Annotated in this window: 20 protein-coding genes; 16 read left to right on the forward strand and 4 right to left on the reverse strand. The window is 56.5% G+C overall.

The window, feature by feature from the left end:
* The first annotated feature begins 23 nt into the window (after positions 1-23).
* The 12 genes from SLIT_RS11615 (at position 24) to SLIT_RS11670 (ending at position 8,159) form a co-directional block, all read left to right on the forward strand.
* Positions 24-341, forward strand: a complete 318-nt coding sequence (locus SLIT_RS11615; RefSeq protein WP_013030449.1) for a YciI family protein — start codon at positions 24-26, stop codon at positions 339-341.
* Positions 338-991: a dihydrofolate reductase family protein gene (locus tag SLIT_RS11620; protein ID WP_013030450.1), complete on the forward strand. Its 654-nt coding sequence runs from the start codon at positions 338-340 to the stop codon at positions 989-991. Before SLIT_RS11615 ends, SLIT_RS11620 begins: the two co-directional genes overlap by 4 nt.
* Positions 992-1,022: 31 nt before the next feature.
* Positions 1,023-1,490: an SRPBCC domain-containing protein gene (locus tag SLIT_RS11625; RefSeq protein WP_013030451.1), complete on the forward strand. Its 468-nt coding sequence runs from the start codon at positions 1,023-1,025 to the stop codon at positions 1,488-1,490.
* 9 nt (positions 1,491-1,499) lie between these two features.
* Positions 1,500-1,997: an SRPBCC domain-containing protein gene (locus tag SLIT_RS11630; RefSeq protein WP_013030452.1), complete on the forward strand. Its 498-nt coding sequence runs from the start codon at positions 1,500-1,502 to the stop codon at positions 1,995-1,997.
* Between the two features lie 2 nt (positions 1,998-1,999).
* Positions 2,000-2,581: a dihydrofolate reductase family protein gene (locus tag SLIT_RS11635; protein ID WP_013030453.1), complete on the forward strand. Its 582-nt coding sequence runs from the start codon at positions 2,000-2,002 to the stop codon at positions 2,579-2,581.
* A gap of 102 nt (positions 2,582-2,683) precedes the next feature.
* Positions 2,684-3,214, forward strand: a complete 531-nt coding sequence (locus SLIT_RS11640) for an SRPBCC family protein (protein WP_013030454.1) — start codon at positions 2,684-2,686, stop codon at positions 3,212-3,214.
* Between the two features lie 16 nt (positions 3,215-3,230).
* Positions 3,231-4,169: a VOC family protein gene (locus SLIT_RS11645; protein ID WP_013030455.1), complete on the forward strand. Its 939-nt coding sequence runs from the start codon at positions 3,231-3,233 to the stop codon at positions 4,167-4,169.
* A 102-nt stretch (positions 4,170-4,271) separates the two neighbouring features.
* Entirely contained in the window at positions 4,272-4,883 is a 612-nt protein-coding gene (locus tag SLIT_RS11650) for a dihydrofolate reductase family protein (protein ID WP_013030456.1), read from the forward strand.
* Between the two features lie 51 nt (positions 4,884-4,934).
* On the forward strand, positions 4,935-5,372 hold the full coding sequence (locus tag SLIT_RS11655) for a VOC family protein (protein ID WP_013030457.1): 438 nt from the start codon (positions 4,935-4,937) through the stop codon (positions 5,370-5,372).
* A gap of 80 nt (positions 5,373-5,452) precedes the next feature.
* A complete protein-coding gene (locus SLIT_RS11660) occupies positions 5,453-5,824 on the forward strand; it encodes a VOC family protein (protein WP_013030458.1) in 372 nt (123 codons plus the stop codon).
* A gap of 79 nt (positions 5,825-5,903) precedes the next feature.
* Positions 5,904-6,482 (forward strand): DUF924 family protein, encoded by a 579-nt coding sequence (locus tag SLIT_RS11665; protein WP_013030459.1) that lies wholly within the window; start codon positions 5,904-5,906, stop codon positions 6,480-6,482.
* 165 nt (positions 6,483-6,647) lie between these two features.
* Entirely contained in the window at positions 6,648-8,159 is a 1,512-nt protein-coding gene (locus SLIT_RS11670; protein WP_013030460.1) for a B12-binding domain-containing radical SAM protein, read from the forward strand.
* A gap of 231 nt (positions 8,160-8,390) precedes the next feature.
* On the opposite strand, the gene SLIT_RS11675 is transcribed toward SLIT_RS11670, so the two are convergent.
* Together SLIT_RS11675 and SLIT_RS16405 are read right to left on the reverse strand one after the other, a co-directional pair.
* On the reverse strand, positions 8,391-9,329 hold the full coding sequence (locus SLIT_RS11675) for a hypothetical protein (RefSeq protein ID WP_013030461.1): 939 nt from the start codon (positions 9,327-9,329) through the stop codon (positions 8,391-8,393).
* 47 nt (positions 9,330-9,376) lie between these two features.
* Positions 9,377-9,748 (reverse strand): histone H1-like repetitive region-containing protein, encoded by a 372-nt coding sequence (locus SLIT_RS16405; RefSeq protein ID WP_083775037.1) that lies wholly within the window; start codon positions 9,746-9,748, stop codon positions 9,377-9,379.
* 183 nt (positions 9,749-9,931) lie between these two features.
* Between SLIT_RS16405 and SLIT_RS11685 the strand changes: the two genes are divergently transcribed.
* From SLIT_RS11685 to SLIT_RS16130, 4 genes are all read left to right on the forward strand, one after another.
* Positions 9,932-10,258 (forward strand): transposase, encoded by a 327-nt coding sequence (locus SLIT_RS11685; RefSeq protein WP_013030462.1) that lies wholly within the window; start codon positions 9,932-9,934, stop codon positions 10,256-10,258.
* Positions 10,255-11,115 (forward strand): IS3 family transposase, encoded by an 861-nt coding sequence (locus SLIT_RS11690; protein WP_013030463.1) that lies wholly within the window; start codon positions 10,255-10,257, stop codon positions 11,113-11,115. Before SLIT_RS11685 ends, SLIT_RS11690 begins: the two co-directional genes overlap by 4 nt.
* Positions 11,116-11,373: 258 nt before the next feature.
* A complete protein-coding gene (locus tag SLIT_RS11695; RefSeq protein WP_013030464.1) occupies positions 11,374-11,973 on the forward strand; it encodes a DNA-3-methyladenine glycosylase I in 600 nt (199 codons plus the stop codon).
* Positions 11,974-12,062: 89 nt separating this feature from the next.
* Positions 12,063-12,233, forward strand: a complete 171-nt coding sequence (locus SLIT_RS16130; RefSeq protein WP_013030465.1) for a hypothetical protein — start codon at positions 12,063-12,065, stop codon at positions 12,231-12,233.
* A gap of 78 nt (positions 12,234-12,311) precedes the next feature.
* Here SLIT_RS16130 and SLIT_RS11700 read toward each other — a convergent pair whose 3' ends face one another.
* Entirely contained in the window at positions 12,312-13,145 is an 834-nt protein-coding gene (locus SLIT_RS11700) for an HDOD domain-containing protein (RefSeq protein WP_013030466.1), read from the reverse strand.
* A 145-nt stretch (positions 13,146-13,290) separates the two neighbouring features.
* Complete coding sequence (locus tag SLIT_RS11705; RefSeq protein WP_041421303.1) at positions 13,291-14,751, reverse strand: bacteriohemerythrin; 1,461 nt, start codon at positions 14,749-14,751, stop codon at positions 13,291-13,293.
* Between the last annotated feature and the right edge of the window lie 128 nt (positions 14,752-14,879).

The raw sequence follows: 14,879 nt of genomic DNA on the forward strand, positions 1-14,879 counted from the left end.
CAAGTTCGGTTACAGGAGAAGTCATGACACAGTATCTGGTTGCTATTCACCACCCCGACGACTACGACCCGTCCGTCGCAGAGGACGAAGCGATGTCCCGCGATATCGACGCGCTCAACGATGAAATGAAAGCTGCCGGTGTCAGGGTTTTCGTAGGCGGCCTGCGCCCGGCAAGCAGCGCGAAGTCACTGCGGATGCAGCCTGATGGCCGGGTGCTCATCACCGAAGGACCATATCTGGACCACCGAACCAGGCATTCGTTCCAGCCACCCGAGTCGTCCAGCCTGGACGTCAGGCGGCAAAACATTTACCTGTGCGATTTAAAAGGAGAAATGATATGAGCAAACTGCGTGTAGCTTGCTTCGCAATTTCCATCGACGGGTTCGGTGCTGGGCCGAACCAGAGTCTCGAAAATCCGCTGGGCGAAGGTGGAATGAAGCTGCATGAATGGGTGTTCCCAACCCGGACCTTTCAGCAAATGCACGGGGATAAGAATGCTGGCGGTACGACCGGCATCGATGATGATTTTGCGGCCAGAGGAGTTCGTAATATCGGCGCCTGGATTTTAGGCCGCAATATGTTCGGTCCGATCAGAGGGCCATGGCCGGATACGAACTGGAAAGGCTGGTGGGGCGACAATCCGCCGTACCACACACCGGTCTTCGTGTTGACGCATCACCCGCGCGAATCGATCACCATGGAGGGCGGAACCACTTTTCATTTTGTGACCGACGGCATCTTCAGTGCATTGCAGCGAGCCCAAGAGGCGGCGAATGGACTGGATGTGCGAGTCGGCGGCGGCGCGGAAACGATCAGGCAATACCTGCTTGCGGGATTGATCGACGAGATGCATATCGCCATCTCCCCCATCCTGCTCGGTTCGGGCGAGCAACTGTACTCCGGGATCGACTTGCCAGCGCTCGGTTACTACTGCGCCGAACATACCAGCTCGCCCAACGCCACTCACGTGATCATCAAGAAAAAAGGCTGAACGTCTCCACCAACCCTCTCGAAAGTCAAAGATGAACCAGGCAAACAACAATGAACTCGTCATCACCCGCACCTTCGATGCACCACGTGCCTTGGTGTGGCAGGCATGGACCGATCCGAAGCACATCAAGCGATGGTGGGGACCGGCAGGTTTCAACAACGAAACCTGCGTAAGCGATCTTCGGGTGGGTGGGCGTTTCCACCTGGAGATGCGCGCGCCGGACGGCAACATGTATCCCTGCATCGGTACTTTCCGCGAGATCGTCGAAGCGGAACGCATCGTGTATGAAGGCGAAGCGACCGATGGACATCCCTGCGGGGCGGGCATCCCGCCGCGAGCCACGGTGACGGTCAGTTTTGCCGAACAGGACGGCAAGACGCACCTGACCCTGCATACACGCTTTGCCAGTGCAGAACGCAAACAGGCGGCAGCGGACGCACGCTTCGTCGTCAGCTGGAAAGAGGCGCTCGAACGGCTGGCCGAAGACATCGGCAGATAAGGAACGACCATGGACGCTGCCACACGGAACACTCTGGGACTCACCATCGCCCGCACCTTCGACGCACCGCGCGAACTGGTTTGGGAGGCATGGACGAAACCCGAGCATGCGCTGCAGTGGTGGGGCCCGTCGCATCACCCGGCAACGAAGATCGAATGGGATGCACGCCCCGGCGGACGCTGGCGCAACTGTTTGCAGTCTGTCGAAACAGGCGAAGCGCTCTGGCACGGCGGCGTGTTCCGCGAAGTCGTCAGGCCGGAGCGGCTGGTATTCACCTTTGCCTGGGAAGAACCCGGCGAGCGCGGCGTGGAAACGGTGGTGACCGTGACCTTCGACGAATCGAAAGGCAAGACGCAAATGACGATGCACCAGGTGCCGTTCCAGTCCATCACCGAACGCGACGGACACGACGAGGGCTGGAACAGCACCTTCGACCGTCTGGCAACCTATTTAACGCAGGAGTCAGGGCGTCTTCAATTTTTCAACGGTCGGAAGGAGAGTCACTAATCATGCGCAAGCTGATCGTCTGCAACCTCATCTCGCTCGACGGGTTTTACTCCGGCCCAGGCGGGAACATCATGGCCATGCCGTTCGACAACGGCTTCTCTGACTACAACGCGGAACGGCTCCGGGCGGCCGACACGCTGCTACTCGGGCGCAATTCGTTTGAGATGTTCCGGTCCTACTGGCCCGCGATCGCCGAGGACGTGAGCCAGCCGGCGGTGGAGCGAGAGATATCGCGTCTCAACACCGCCATCGAGAAAGTCGTGGTCTCGAACGGCCTGCAGCCCAACGAAGCCGAGGGGTGGGGTCCGACCCGTGTCGTACGGCGTGCGAGTGCACACGCGGAGGTTGCCGCACTTAAATGCGGATCGGGACGGGACATCCTGATATTTGGAAGCCACCTTCTTTGGAATGACCTGCTCGCTGCCGGGTTGGTTGACGAGCTGCATTTCATGATCGGCGCTGGCGTTGTCGGCGAGGGTGTCCGGGCATTCGAGACCCGGCCGCCCGGCCCGCTTCGCCTGCTGGACACCCGCACCTTTGAAGGTTCGAGCCTGCTCCTGGTTCAGTACTCCGTCGAACGCTGACTATTGGAGCACGACAAGGCACAGGCCTGACATTCATTCAAGCCGACGCTGCTTCGCAGCACAGCTTGATTCAATCGCTATCCAAACGGGAAGGAGACAGAGATGCTCAAAGTGATCTTGCTGGTTGCAGTAGTTCTGGTTGGCATCGTGCTGATCTATGCGGCGATGCGCCCGGACGAGCTGCAGGTGGAACGCAACATCGACATTCAGGCCAAGAGCGAAAAAGTGTTCAATCTCATCAACGATTTTCACCGTTGGCAGGAATGGACGCCTTACAACAAGGATCCCGCGATGCAGAAGAACTACAGCGGCAGCGCCAGCGGCCAAGGTGCAAAGTATGCCTGGGAGGGCGACAAGAATGTCGGCAAGGGAGAGATCAGCATCACCAGCAGCACTCCCCTCAAGGAAATCACGCTCGACCTGCACATGATTCAGCCTTTTGAAGGACGCAATGTGGTGGTGTTCTCATTGAATGAGGCGCAGGGCGTGACGCATGTCACCTGGAGCATGATGTGCAAGCAGAGCTTCGTCCCCAAATTGCTGGGGCTGTTCATGGATATGGACAAGATGATAGGCGGCGATTTCGAACAGGGATTGAGCAACCTGAAGACGGTGGCAGAAAAACAAGGCTAACGACAGGGAGGGCATCATGGATAACACCGGAAAGTCAGCATCCAATATCGCGCACAAAATCACGCCCCATCTATGGTTCGACAAGGAGGCGAAGGAAGCGGCCGAATTCTATGTCGCCGCATTCGGCGGCGATTCCGCCGTGACCAGCCAGACACCGCTTTCCGATACGCCATCGGGCGATGTCGAGGTAGTGTCGTTCCGGTTGCTCGGCCATGAGTTCATGTCGATCAGCGCCGGTCCGCTTTTCAAGTTCAATCCTTCGATCTCGTTCATGGTCAACTTCGACCCCTCGCAGCGCACGGATGCGAAACCGGCGCTGAACGCGCTGTGGGGAAAACTCGCCGATGGCGGAACGGCGCTCATGCCGCTCGACAAGTACCCGTTCAGCGAACGTTACGGCTGGATCCAGGACGAGTACGGCGTTTCCTGGCAGCTGATCCTCACCAACCCCGCAGGCGAAGTGCGTCCGAACATCATCCCGTCGCTGCTGTTCACCGGGGGCATGTGCGGGAAAGCCGAAGAGGCGATGAAGTTCTACACCGGCATTTTCGAAAACTCGAAGCAAGGCATGGTCGCGCGCTACGGTCCCGGCATGGCTCCGGACAAGGAAGGTACGGTGATGTTCGAAGACTACATGCTGCGCGGGCAGTGGTTCGCCTCCATGGATTCGGCGCACAAGCACGACTTCTCTTTCAACGAAGCCGTCTCGCTCATGGTCAATTGCGACACGCAGGCCGAGATCGACTACTTCTGGGAAAAACTTTCGGTCGTGCCCCAGGCCGAAGCCTGCGGCTGGCTCAAGGACAAATTCGGCGTGTCATGGCAGGTCGTTCCGTCGCAAATGGGCGAACTGATGGGAGGCTCTGCGGAACAACGTGCACGCGTGACACAAGCGTTCCTCAAGATGAAGAAGTTCGACATTGCCGCCTTGCAGCGCGCCGCGGCTGGAAGCTGATTTTTCAATCGTTCCCAGGCTCCGCGCAGGAACGATAGCTGGTGGATGTGCTGCGCTTACCCCCTTGCTGGCACCTGACTTTAATTGAGAAAGGAGCAGATCATGAGAAAAATCATAACAACCACATTCGTCACGCTCGATGGAGTGATGCAGGCGCCGGGCGGCCCGGACGAGGATAAAGACGGCGGTTTCAGTTACGGTGGGTGGTCGTTCGGCGGCTACTGGGACGATGTGATGGGCGGCATCATGCAAGGTTTCATGGAGCGTCCATTCGAGCTCCTGCTGGGCCGACGCACCTACGACATTTTCGCCGGATATTGGCCGACAGCGACAACAGACGAGGCCATCGCTAAACCCTTCAACAGCACCAGGAAATACGTCGTTTCCCACAAGCAGATGGAACTGTCCTGGCACAACTCTGCGTTGATCACCGGAGACGTGATCGGCGAACTCAGAAAACTGAAGCAAATGGATGCACCGGATCTGTGGGTGCATGGCAGCGGCAAGCTCATTCAGACACTGCTCGCGAACGGGCTTATCGATTTGATGCATGTGTGGATTTTCCCAGTGACACTGGGGCCAGGCAAACGACTCTTCGCCGAGGGCACGCGTCCCGAAGGATTCAAGGTCGTTGACACAAAAGTTGCCACGAGCGGCGTCATCATCGCGACCTACCAACCCACCGGCACGATCAAGCTGGGTTCGTTCGTCTGAAGATCAACAACCCTGTCGAACAATTCGCCAGGAAGAAAGGAGGAACACAAAATGGCACATGTAAGCACTTACCTGAACTTTCCCTGCACTACCGAGGAAGCGTTCAATTTTTACAGATCCGTTTTCGGCACCGAATTTGCTGCCCCGATCGCGCGCTTCAAGGATATTCCGCCGCAACCCGGACAACCACCCCTGAGCGAGGCCGACGGCAAGCTGGTCATGCACGTCGCGCTGCCGATACTGGGCGGGCATGTGCTGATGGGCACCGATGCGCCGGGCAGCATGGGTTTCAAGCTCAACCAGGGCAACAACGTGTACATCAACCTGGAACCGGATACACGCAGCGAAACCAGACGTCTGTTCGAATTGCTGTCGCATGGCGGCAAGGTGGAGATGCCCCTGCAGGACATGTTCTGGGGCGCTTACTTCGGCAACCTCACCGACAGATTCGGCGTCCAGTGGATGTTCAACTGCAACGAAAAGAACTGATCTGGAAAGCATGGCGGATTTCGGGCACAGGCATGTTCGATACCGCCCTCGTTTCAATCGCTCTGGCAAAGGAGACCGCCATGAAGAACAATCCCGTCAACTGGTTCGAGATCTATGTGCAGGATATGGTGCGTGCAAAACGGTTTTACGAGACCGTGTTCCAGCGCAAGCTGGAAAATATCGAGAACCCCGAGCTGGAAATGTGGAGCTTCCCGATGCAAACGGACCGTTTCGGCGCCGGCGGATCGCTGGTCAGGATGGAGGGCATGCCGTCTGGCGGCAACAGCACGATCATCTATTTCATCTGCGAGGATTGCGCGGTGGAAGCGTCGCGTATTGAAAAGGCCGGCGGCCGCATCTTCAAGGACAAGATGTCCATCGGGCAATACGGCTTCATTGCACTGGCGTACGACACCGAGGGCAACATGATCGGGCTGCACTCGATGCAATAGCCGCCAGCGTCGGATGTATCACTTCAACGGCATGTAGATGCCGGTCACGGGTTCGTGGTCAAGCTATCGGGAGTCACGTATGCAAGACTATCAGGCGGTTCTGGAATATTGGTTCGGCGATGGCAGCGATGCCGCGCGCCGGCAGCGCGAGCTTTGGTTCGCCGGCAGTGCGCGTGTCGACGCGAAAGTGCGCGAGCGCTTCCTGCCGGAGGTGGAACGTGCCGAACGCGGGGAACTCGACCACTGGCGGAAAACGCCCGACGCCTGCCTGGCGTTGATCGTCGTGCTCGACCAGTTTCCGCTGATGACCTTCCGCGGCGAAGCGCGCGGCTACCGGGATGGTGACCTCGCGCTGCCGGCGGCACGCCATCTGGTTGAACATGGATTCGATGCGGGCTACACGCCGAGTGAACGACTATTCGCCTATCTGCCCTTCGAGCACAGCGAAGACCTTGCCGACCAGGAACGGGCGCTGGAGCTGTTCGGCAAGATCCGCGATCTGCCGGGGATGGCCATGGCCTACGACTACGCCGTCAAGCACTGGGAGGTCGTCAAGCGTTTCGGCCGTTTTCCCCATCGCAACGACGCACTCGGCCGCACTTCGACGCCTCAGGAGATCGAGTTCCTGAAGCAACCCGGTTCCCGATTCGGAGGCTGACAGGCTGCTCACGTGACCGATACCGCCTCCCCGGTCATGGCTGCCGATGACCGGGCATCTGATCCAATTTGTTGCGAGCGTCCGCTACCTTGATTATTGATCGGCCATTGCCGACATGTACCGGAACTGGCGTAACATATCGGCCTTTCGACACACCTGCCCCGCATGTCCGCCATCGTCCTCACCACCCTCAACGCGCGCTACATCCATGCCTCGCTGGGCTTGCGCTATCTCGCCGCCAACATGGGCGAGCTGGAACAAGACACCGAGATCATGGAGTTCATCCTGCAGAACCGGCCCGAGGAGATCGTCGAGGCTTTGCTGGCGGCGCAGCCGCGCATCATCGGTTTCGGTGTTTACATCTGGAACGTTACCGAGATCACCCGCGTGGTCGCGTTGCTCAAACGCGTCGCCCCGCAGATCACCGTGGTGCTGGGCGGGCCTGAAGTCAGTTACGAATGCGATGAGCAGGAGGTCGTGCGCCTGGCCGATCACGTGATCACCGGCTGGGGAGACATCAGCTTTGCCAGACTTTGCCGCGAACTTTTTCAGCAGCGGCCGCAGGCGCAGAAGATCATTGCCGGCATCCAGCCGAAATTGTCCGAGATCAAACTGCCCTATGCGCTTTACTCGGACCACGACATCGCACACCGCACGCTGTATGTGGAAGCTTCGCGTGGTTGCCCGTTCAAATGCGAATTCTGCCTCTCGTCGTTGGACAAGACGTCCTTGGCCTTCGATCTTGACCGCTTCCTCGATGAGATGGACAAGCTCTATCAGCGCGGCGCGCGCCTGTTCAAATTCGTCGACCGCACCTTTAACCTCAACATCAAGACCGGCGTACGCATCCTGGAATTCTTCCTCGAACGCCTTGACGATAAACTGTTCGTGCACTTCGAAGTCATCCCCGACCACCTGCCGGAGCAACTGAAAGCGCTGATCGTCAAATTCCCTGTCGGCTCGCTGCAATTCGAGGTGGGCATCCAGACCTTCAACCCGGAAGTGCAGGCACTGATCTCGCGCAAACAGGACACGGCAAAGACAGAAGAGAACCTGCGCTGGCTGCAGCAGGAAAGCCACGCGCACGTCCACGTCGACCTCATCATCGGCCTGCCCGGCGAAGATGTGGCGAGCATCGCTGATGGCTTCGACCGACTGATCGCGCTGAAGCAGCAGGAGATCCAGGCCGGCGTGCTCAAGCGCCTGCGCGGCACGCCCATCATCCGCCATACCGAGGCGTACGCCATGCGCTACACCCCGTACCCGCCCTACACCATACTCGCCACCGACCGCATCGACTTTCCCACCATGCAAAGACTGGTGCGCTTTGCCCGCTACTGGGATCTGGTAGGCAACTCCCAGCGTTTTCCGAAGGCGCTGGAACTATTGTTGGATGAAAGTCCGTTTGCACGCTTCCTGACTTTCTCTGACTGGCTCTATGCCACCGCGCACCAGACTCATCAGATTCCACTGCACCGTCTGTTCGATCTGCTTTTCACCGGGCTGACTACAGCTCTTGCAGTGCCGATAGAAAAGGCCCGCGCAGCGCTGGAGCAGGATTTTATTCAGTCAGGCTGCAAGGAGATGCCGCCGTTCATGAAAACAGAAAAGGATTTGCCCCGCAAAAGCAAGGCTGGGAATCTGGCAAAACGACAGGCACGGCTTCTGGCGGAATAACTTTTTAGTTCATTTTTTTCGCACGCAGGCATGGAACAGCAAAAGGCGAGTTTAATCTCGTTGCGATGGCGTGGAATTTGAAGCAGAGGTGCAGCCCAAGCCGAAATGAAGACGGGCTGGAAGTCGGCCATAACAGCCACTTTGAACCAGGTGGCGTTACTTCCGCTTTCGACTCAAGCCGGTCGTTGCTCGAAACTATTGCGATGCTGCCCCCTATCGTTTGACAAATACTTACTTAACCTTGCTGATAAAATCACTGGCCCGTTTTCCGACAGCGGCTGGCAGTCCTAATTCAGTTATCCCACAAAAAGTCCCGATGAGAAAAGCAAGCATGGGATTGTTTGACGACAAGTCAGTTAACGGATAAGTGCCCAAGGTGATTTGGACTACACCAAGCGTAAACATGAGCCCGAGAATCATTGTTAGAATTCCAGCAAATATTAGCCTAATAGATGGTAAGAGGCGGTCACTGTCAGTGACCGTCAAATCTGTAAGAGTAAAAATGGAAGTGCGGATACCGTAGGAGAGCCAAACACCGACGAAACAGCCAAGCCACAACATCATGAAATTTGCAAAAACTGCTAGCTGGACACCAAGTTTCGCTAAGTAATGTACGGCCACGCTATCAGTTGGAATGAGTTGTGCTATTACGTACAACGAGCAAAATGGTATTGAAAACCACATCGCTGTTTTACCCAAACGCTTCAAGTGCCCGTTCTTCACCCGAGCTGCCTCGTCGTCAATAAGGTCTGCGGTAACCGTAGCCAAGACACTTTTTGAAATATCTGGTGCCGCGTTGGGTCCCTCTAACCCCAACTTCGCGAGATGAAAGATGCGCATGTAATAAGGGCGAAACTGCTCCTTTCGGTGCTTTTCTTGAGTAGCGACTGGTAGATATATTAAGTTCACGGCTCTTAAAAGCTTTTCAATATCCTGTAGCAGTTCAAACTGGTCATTTGGAGGTGGGGATAACGTGGAAGATATAGCTGCCCCCGCTGAAGGTGGAGGTGCTGGTGGGGTAGATATAACAGGCACCCCGAAATAGATATTCGTCGCATTTGGATCCATTGGATCAGGCGGTGGAACGATTGGGATTGCTGCCGTGGGAAGTGTTCCCAAGGGATGTCCGTCTTTATCAGCCGTCCATATTATGTATGAGCCTTGTGCCATGAATGTACCTGAATGGTGGTAGTTATAGCGCGCGAGTTATTAGTAGCCTACTTTGTCTTTGGTGGCCATGGACCAACGATTCCAAGTGATCCGGCAACAATTCTTCCTGCGACCGCTTTTTTGGCAGCTGGCTTCTTCGCTGCGACTTTCTTAGCAGCTGGCTTCTTCGCTGCGACTTTCTTAGCAGCTGGCTTCTTCGCTGCGACTTTCTTAGCAGCTGGCTTCTTCGCTGCGACTTTCTTAGCAGCTGGCTTCTTCGCTGCGGCTTTCTTAGCAGCTGGCTTCTTCGCTGCGGTTTTTTTGGCAGCTGGCTTCTTCGCTGCGGTTTTTTTGGCAGCTGGCTTCTTCGCTGCGGTTTTTTTGGCAGCTGGTTTTTTCGTTGCAGCTTTCTTTGTCGTCGATTTATTAGATGTGGACATATGACCCTCCTTGGTCAAATAGGCACGGTAGACGGTTCAAATATTTCAACAGCACAGACACTACGTGACTTTGAAGTGCAGGACAACATTCCATTTAGCGATAGAACGATAGGGGTCAGCATGAACTGACCCGGGCCTTTCGGACACATTTAAGTGGAGTCACAATACACTTGGAGGTGTCAGATGGGCAAGGAACGAAGAGCAGTCAATCCTGAGCGAGTGCGTCAGCGTTTCAACCGGGAATTCAAACTGGAAGCGGTACGGTTGCTGGAACTGGGCGAGAAGCCGGCAACGCAACTGGCGATGGAACTGGGCATTCCCCGCAACCGGCTCTACAAATGGCAGAAGGAACTGAGCACCAAAGGGCCGGAAGCGTTTCAGGGAACAGGACGCAAACCCTTGGAACAGCAAAGCGAAGTGGCCCGGCTCAAAGCGGAACTGAAGCGTGTCACGGAAGAGCGGGACATCCTAAAAAAGGCCGCAGCGTACTTTGCCAAGGAACTCGGGTGAAGTACGCCTTCATACAGAAATACGAGAACGAGTACCGGGTCAGCAGCCTGTGCCGCGTGATGCAGGTATCGCGCAGCGGCTACTACACATGGCGTGATCGACCTGCAAAGAGCGATGCGCCGCAGAATGAGTTGCTGTCGCAGATACGCCGTGTGCATATGCAATCGCGGCAAGCCTACGGGGCGAAGAAGACCTGGCTTGCGCTGAAGTCGCGAGGCGTTACCTGCGGCAAACATAGTGTGGCGCGGTTGCGCAAACAGGCGGGGATAGAAGCAAGGCGCAAACGCCGCTTCCGGATAACGGTTGAGAACCATGCCACCGCTCCGGCAGCACCCAACCTGGTGCAACAGCAGTTCCGGGTGGATCACCCGAATCGCATCTGGGTGGGCGACATGACCTACATTCGCACTCGTCAGGGATGGTTGTACCTGGCCATATTGCTGGATCTGTACTCGCGGAGGGTGGTCGGCTGGTCAATGAGCGACCGACCTGACTTGGCCTTGATCTTGAACGCGCTCGACATGGCGCTGGAGCAACGCCAACCGCGTGCGGGATTGATCCACCACACCGATCAGGGGCCGATCTATGCGGCACGGAAATATCGTGAGAGGATGGCGGCGCACGGCATCCAGCCCAGCATGAGCGCCAAGGGCAATGCGTACGATAACGCGGTGGCGGAAAGCTTCTTCGGCAACCTGAAGAACGAAGTGATCCACCATATCGACTTCGAGAGCCGTGATACAGCCAGGGCGGCTGTATTTGATTACATCGAGCTGTTCTATAACCGTAGCCGGATGCACCAGTCGCTAGGTTATGTCAGTCCGGTAGAGTTCGAGCGAAGCATGTGTGTCGCTTGATTGGAGTGTCCGAAAGGCCCGGGTCAATTCAGCATCGCAATAGTTTTGAGCAACGACCGGTTTGAGTCAAAAGCGGAAGTAACATCACTTGGTTTAAAGTGGCTGTTATGGCCGAAAAGCAGAAACTCCCCAAAGCGGTTTCAACTTACAAAGAATATGAAATCCGGCCCGGCACATGAATGCTGCCACTACGCTGCCAGCAAATTGCGGTAGAGTTCGTCATACCACGCCGGTCCGGACCGGCGTACAAGGGCCGACATGAAACAAGCAAAAGAACTTTGCCGTTGCCATTGGGTCGATCTGGACAAGCCCGATTACGTCGATTATCACGACAAGGAATGGGGCGTGCCCGTGCACGACGACCAGCTCCTGTTCGAATTCCTTACGCTGGAAGCCGCCCAGGCCGGGCTGAGCTGGTACACCGTGCTGCGCAAGCGGGAGAACTACCGCGCCTTGTTCGACGGTTTCGATCCGCACAGGGTCGCAAGATACGGCGACCAGAAAGTCGAAAGACTTTTGGGCGATGCCGGAATCATCCGCAACCGCGCCAAGATCCTCGCAGCGATCAATAACGCGCAGCGGTTCCTGGAAGTGCAAAAAGAATTCGGCAGCTTCGATGCCTACATCTGGCGGTTCGTCGGCGGCAAGCCCATCGTGAACAAGATACGCACGCCAGCGGACTACAGGGCGACCAGCCCGGAATCCGATGCCATGAGCAAAGACCTTGTCCGGCGCGGTTTCAAGTTCGTGGGCTCAACCATTTGCTACGCGCACATGCAGGCCACGGGCATGGTGAACGACCATGCGATGGACTGCTTTCGCAGGAAAGAGATAATCGCAATTTCAAAACCATCATAGGTGACTCATCCTAAAGCCCCCGTGATAACTGCCGATATCTGGATCAATATGCGATCGGCCATCGCCGATAACCACTGCAAAGTTCATCTATGAGCGAAGCAGATACCTCGATCCTCAAACAGTTGAAGCTCTCTTTCCTGGGTAATGAAATTCACACCAACGATGTCGTCACGCGCACCGCATCGTGCGTGACCGAAGCCGAACGCATGGTCGAAGCCGCACGCGACCTGAACGCGACCACGACAAAATTCGCGGTCTGAACCGGCTACATCGCGAACGCACCAGGCAACTGCTGGCGCCGGCTGATGTGATATGGAAGGCCCGCAGAGGAGCGCAGGCTAATCGCCCGAAAGCAGTTCGCGCGTAGTCCGCACCTGGTTGCCGAAGCGTTCGTGAAATTGCGCGCATTCTTCGGGGCTCATAGCCAGGCGTTGCAGTGCAAAGACGCTGTCCCAGGCAACAGTCCCGGAGGATGGCTGGCTCAACAGATTGGCTACCGTGACAACATCCGCGTAATCTGCCTGCTTCGCCCCGGTTTCGCGTTGCAGGTTCTCCAGCGCAACAGGCACTGCAACCAGCTCGTCCGGGAACGACCATGCCTTCAGCAACATCTCGCCTATCTTGCCGCGGAACCTGTTCACGATCAGGTCGCAACCCCGCTCATCCGCCCTGGAGATATTCTTGTCCATGTACATGCAGATGGGCAGGATGCCGATGTTGTGCACCATCCCTGCGAGCATCGCCTGGTCCGGGTTGAGGTATTTGCGTTGCCAAGCGAGCACGTAACTGATGGCGGCGACATTGCGGCTGTTCTCCGTGAACTCGGCCAGGCGCTTGCGCAAGACCGGATGGTTGGCATTTGCAAGTCGCGTCATCGTGATCTTCATGACCAGCGTGCGTAGCAGCTTGTGACCCAACCGGCTGAGTGCGCCATTGACCGTATCGACCTTGGGCTTGTCGGCGTAGACCGCGCTGTTTGCCATCCGGATCAGCTGCGCCGCGAACGCGGGATCGCCGGAGATGACATTCACGATCTGGCTGGAAGAAGCATCGGCATCGTCAAGCAGTTTCTGTATCTTGACCGCCCATTCCGGCATGGAGGGCAGCACGAGTTCGTTGTTTTCGATGGCTTTGACGAGCTGGTCAAATTCAGGTGGAGTGTCGTTGTGCATGTTGTGCTTTCGATTTCCGGAAGGCATCCATCGATGCGGGTGCAACTGTAGTGTTCCACGTAATGTGGCACGCCGCAACATCTTCCTTGTACCGGTGACACCGATCACCCGCAAACACCAGCGCAAAAGAAAATAAGGCGGGCTCTCACCTGATGAAATGGAAACGCGACTTCCCTTCCCTTTTTGCGGCCAGCATCGCCTCATCGGCATGCTTCAGCAATACTTCCGGTTCACTATGATCGCGCGGATAGAACGTCACCCCGATGCTGGCGGTCACTTGTGCCCGGCTCCCGTGTATCGACATCGGTTGCGCGATGTCCTGCAGCAGCCTGGTCAGCAGCTGCACGACATTCTCTTCGCCATCGAGATCGCCCAGCAGCAAGACGAATTCATCCCCGCCCAGGCGCACCACGGTGTCCTCGCCGCGCAAGACTTTGACCAGTCTTCCGGCAATGAGTCGCAGCACGTCGTCCCCGGCATCATGCCCGAGCGTATCGTTGACCTGCTTGAACCCATCCAGGTCGAGGTAGCACACTGCCAGCATGCGGCCACCCCGTTTGCTGCGTGTAAGTGCCTGTTCGAGCCTGTCCTGCAACAGCCGGCGATTGGGCAAGCCGGTCAGCGCATCGTGATTGGCCTCCACTTCCAGAACGTGCTGGCGTTCCACCAGATGGGTGATGGACGATACCACCCCGACGTAATGAGTGATGGCACCCTGGCTATCCTTGACCGCTGAGAGTGCCAGCCATGCGCCTTCGATGTTTCCATCGGCATCCCGCCCCACCGTCTCTCCTGCCCAGTGGCCGTTCTCGGTCGCCGTTCTCCATATCTCATCGGACTTGCTCGGGCTGAACAATCCCGGCTTCAATTGCCGGACATCTTTACCGATGATCCGATCGTGCCCCATCTTCACTGCCTGGCAGAACGAAGGATTGGTATCGATGACCTTCCCGCGCTCATCGGTGATGAATATCGCCTCCAGCGTGCTATCGATGACCATTTTCGATAATCTCAATCTGTCTTCGGCCCGCTGGCGCTCGGCGATTTCGCGCATGAGTTGCAACGTCCGCGATGACAAGGTGTCGTACATGCCGAGGATCGTTTCGATCAGCACCCGCAATGCGCCGCTCATTTCCACACGGGCTTTATCTTTGGCCTCTTCCAGGGACAGGCCAAGCTGGACGGAAAGCACGATCTTCGCCATATGCTTGTCTGTCTCGAGGATATGGAAAGCCAGCCAGTGCGTAAGGAAGATCACGATCTCCTCGATCACCTGCTCGGACGCCAGCAAATCCTGTTTGCCCCTGAGCTTGAGTACTTCCGCAATGAATTCCTGATGTGTCTTGACATGTTCGTTCAATAGATCGTCTGCCCGAAGATATTTGTTCCAGATGCTCTCCTCGGTCTTGAAGTGATATTGCGCATAGTCGGCCAACTCATCGAATACCTTGTTCAATTGAGGCTTGTCGACGCCGTAAGCCAGATGGCCGGCAAGTTTGTTCAACAGCTCGACAAGCTTGCGGTGCTGCTCGTCAATGACGGGGATGCCCGTCCGAAAATTGTCATTCCAGGGGAAGATTTCGGAAGGAGTGATATTTATGTCCATTTGCGCAACATACATCATTAGCTGCGCATTGAGAATCATGATTCGGCGCCAGAACTATTTTGGCCGAACCGATATCTATATGCTGCATACTATGTTCCTCAGTTCGACCAATATAGTTTGCATACAAA

Source organism: Sideroxydans lithotrophicus ES-1 (assembly GCF_000025705.1).
In the GTDB taxonomy this organism is placed as follows: domain Bacteria; phylum Pseudomonadota; class Gammaproteobacteria; order Burkholderiales; family Gallionellaceae; genus Sideroxyarcus; species Sideroxyarcus lithotrophicus.

What these genes read in the sequence shown, in the direction of transcription:
- SLIT_RS11615 (WP_013030449.1), top strand. Translation starts at nt 24, where the DNA reads ATGACACAGTATCTGGTTGCTATTCACCACCCCGACGACTACGACCCG.
- SLIT_RS11620 (WP_013030450.1), top strand. Translation starts at nt 338, where the DNA reads ATGAGCAAACTGCGTGTAGCTTGCTTCGCAATTTCCATCGACGGGTTC.
- SLIT_RS11625 (WP_013030451.1), top strand. Translation starts at nt 1,023, where the DNA reads ATGAACCAGGCAAACAACAATGAACTCGTCATCACCCGCACCTTCGAT.
- SLIT_RS11630 (WP_013030452.1), top strand. Translation starts at nt 1,500, where the DNA reads ATGGACGCTGCCACACGGAACACTCTGGGACTCACCATCGCCCGCACC.
- SLIT_RS11635 (WP_013030453.1), top strand. Translation starts at nt 2,000, where the DNA reads ATGCGCAAGCTGATCGTCTGCAACCTCATCTCGCTCGACGGGTTTTAC.
- SLIT_RS11640 (WP_013030454.1), top strand. Translation starts at nt 2,684, where the DNA reads ATGCTCAAAGTGATCTTGCTGGTTGCAGTAGTTCTGGTTGGCATCGTG.
- SLIT_RS11645 (WP_013030455.1), top strand. Translation starts at nt 3,231, where the DNA reads ATGGATAACACCGGAAAGTCAGCATCCAATATCGCGCACAAAATCACG.
- SLIT_RS11650 (WP_013030456.1), top strand. Translation starts at nt 4,272, where the DNA reads ATGAGAAAAATCATAACAACCACATTCGTCACGCTCGATGGAGTGATG.
- SLIT_RS11655 (WP_013030457.1), top strand. Translation starts at nt 4,935, where the DNA reads ATGGCACATGTAAGCACTTACCTGAACTTTCCCTGCACTACCGAGGAA.
- SLIT_RS11660 (WP_013030458.1), top strand. Translation starts at nt 5,453, where the DNA reads ATGAAGAACAATCCCGTCAACTGGTTCGAGATCTATGTGCAGGATATG.
- SLIT_RS11665 (WP_013030459.1), top strand. Translation starts at nt 5,904, where the DNA reads ATGCAAGACTATCAGGCGGTTCTGGAATATTGGTTCGGCGATGGCAGC.
- SLIT_RS11670 (WP_013030460.1), top strand. Translation starts at nt 6,648, where the DNA reads ATGTCCGCCATCGTCCTCACCACCCTCAACGCGCGCTACATCCATGCC.
- SLIT_RS11675 (WP_013030461.1), bottom strand. Translation starts at nt 9,329, where the DNA reads ATGGCACAAGGCTCATACATAATATGGACGGCTGATAAAGACGGACAT.
- SLIT_RS16405 (WP_083775037.1), bottom strand. Translation starts at nt 9,748, where the DNA reads ATGTCCACATCTAATAAATCGACGACAAAGAAAGCTGCAACGAAAAAA.
- SLIT_RS11685 (WP_013030462.1), top strand. Translation starts at nt 9,932, where the DNA reads ATGGGCAAGGAACGAAGAGCAGTCAATCCTGAGCGAGTGCGTCAGCGT.
- SLIT_RS11695 (WP_013030464.1), top strand. Translation starts at nt 11,374, where the DNA reads ATGAAACAAGCAAAAGAACTTTGCCGTTGCCATTGGGTCGATCTGGAC.
- SLIT_RS16130 (WP_013030465.1), top strand. Translation starts at nt 12,063, where the DNA reads ATGAGCGAAGCAGATACCTCGATCCTCAAACAGTTGAAGCTCTCTTTC.
- SLIT_RS11700 (WP_013030466.1), bottom strand. Translation starts at nt 13,145, where the DNA reads ATGCACAACGACACTCCACCTGAATTTGACCAGCTCGTCAAAGCCATC.
- SLIT_RS11705 (WP_041421303.1), bottom strand. Translation starts at nt 14,751, where the DNA reads ATGGACATAAATATCACTCCTTCCGAAATCTTCCCCTGGAATGACAAT.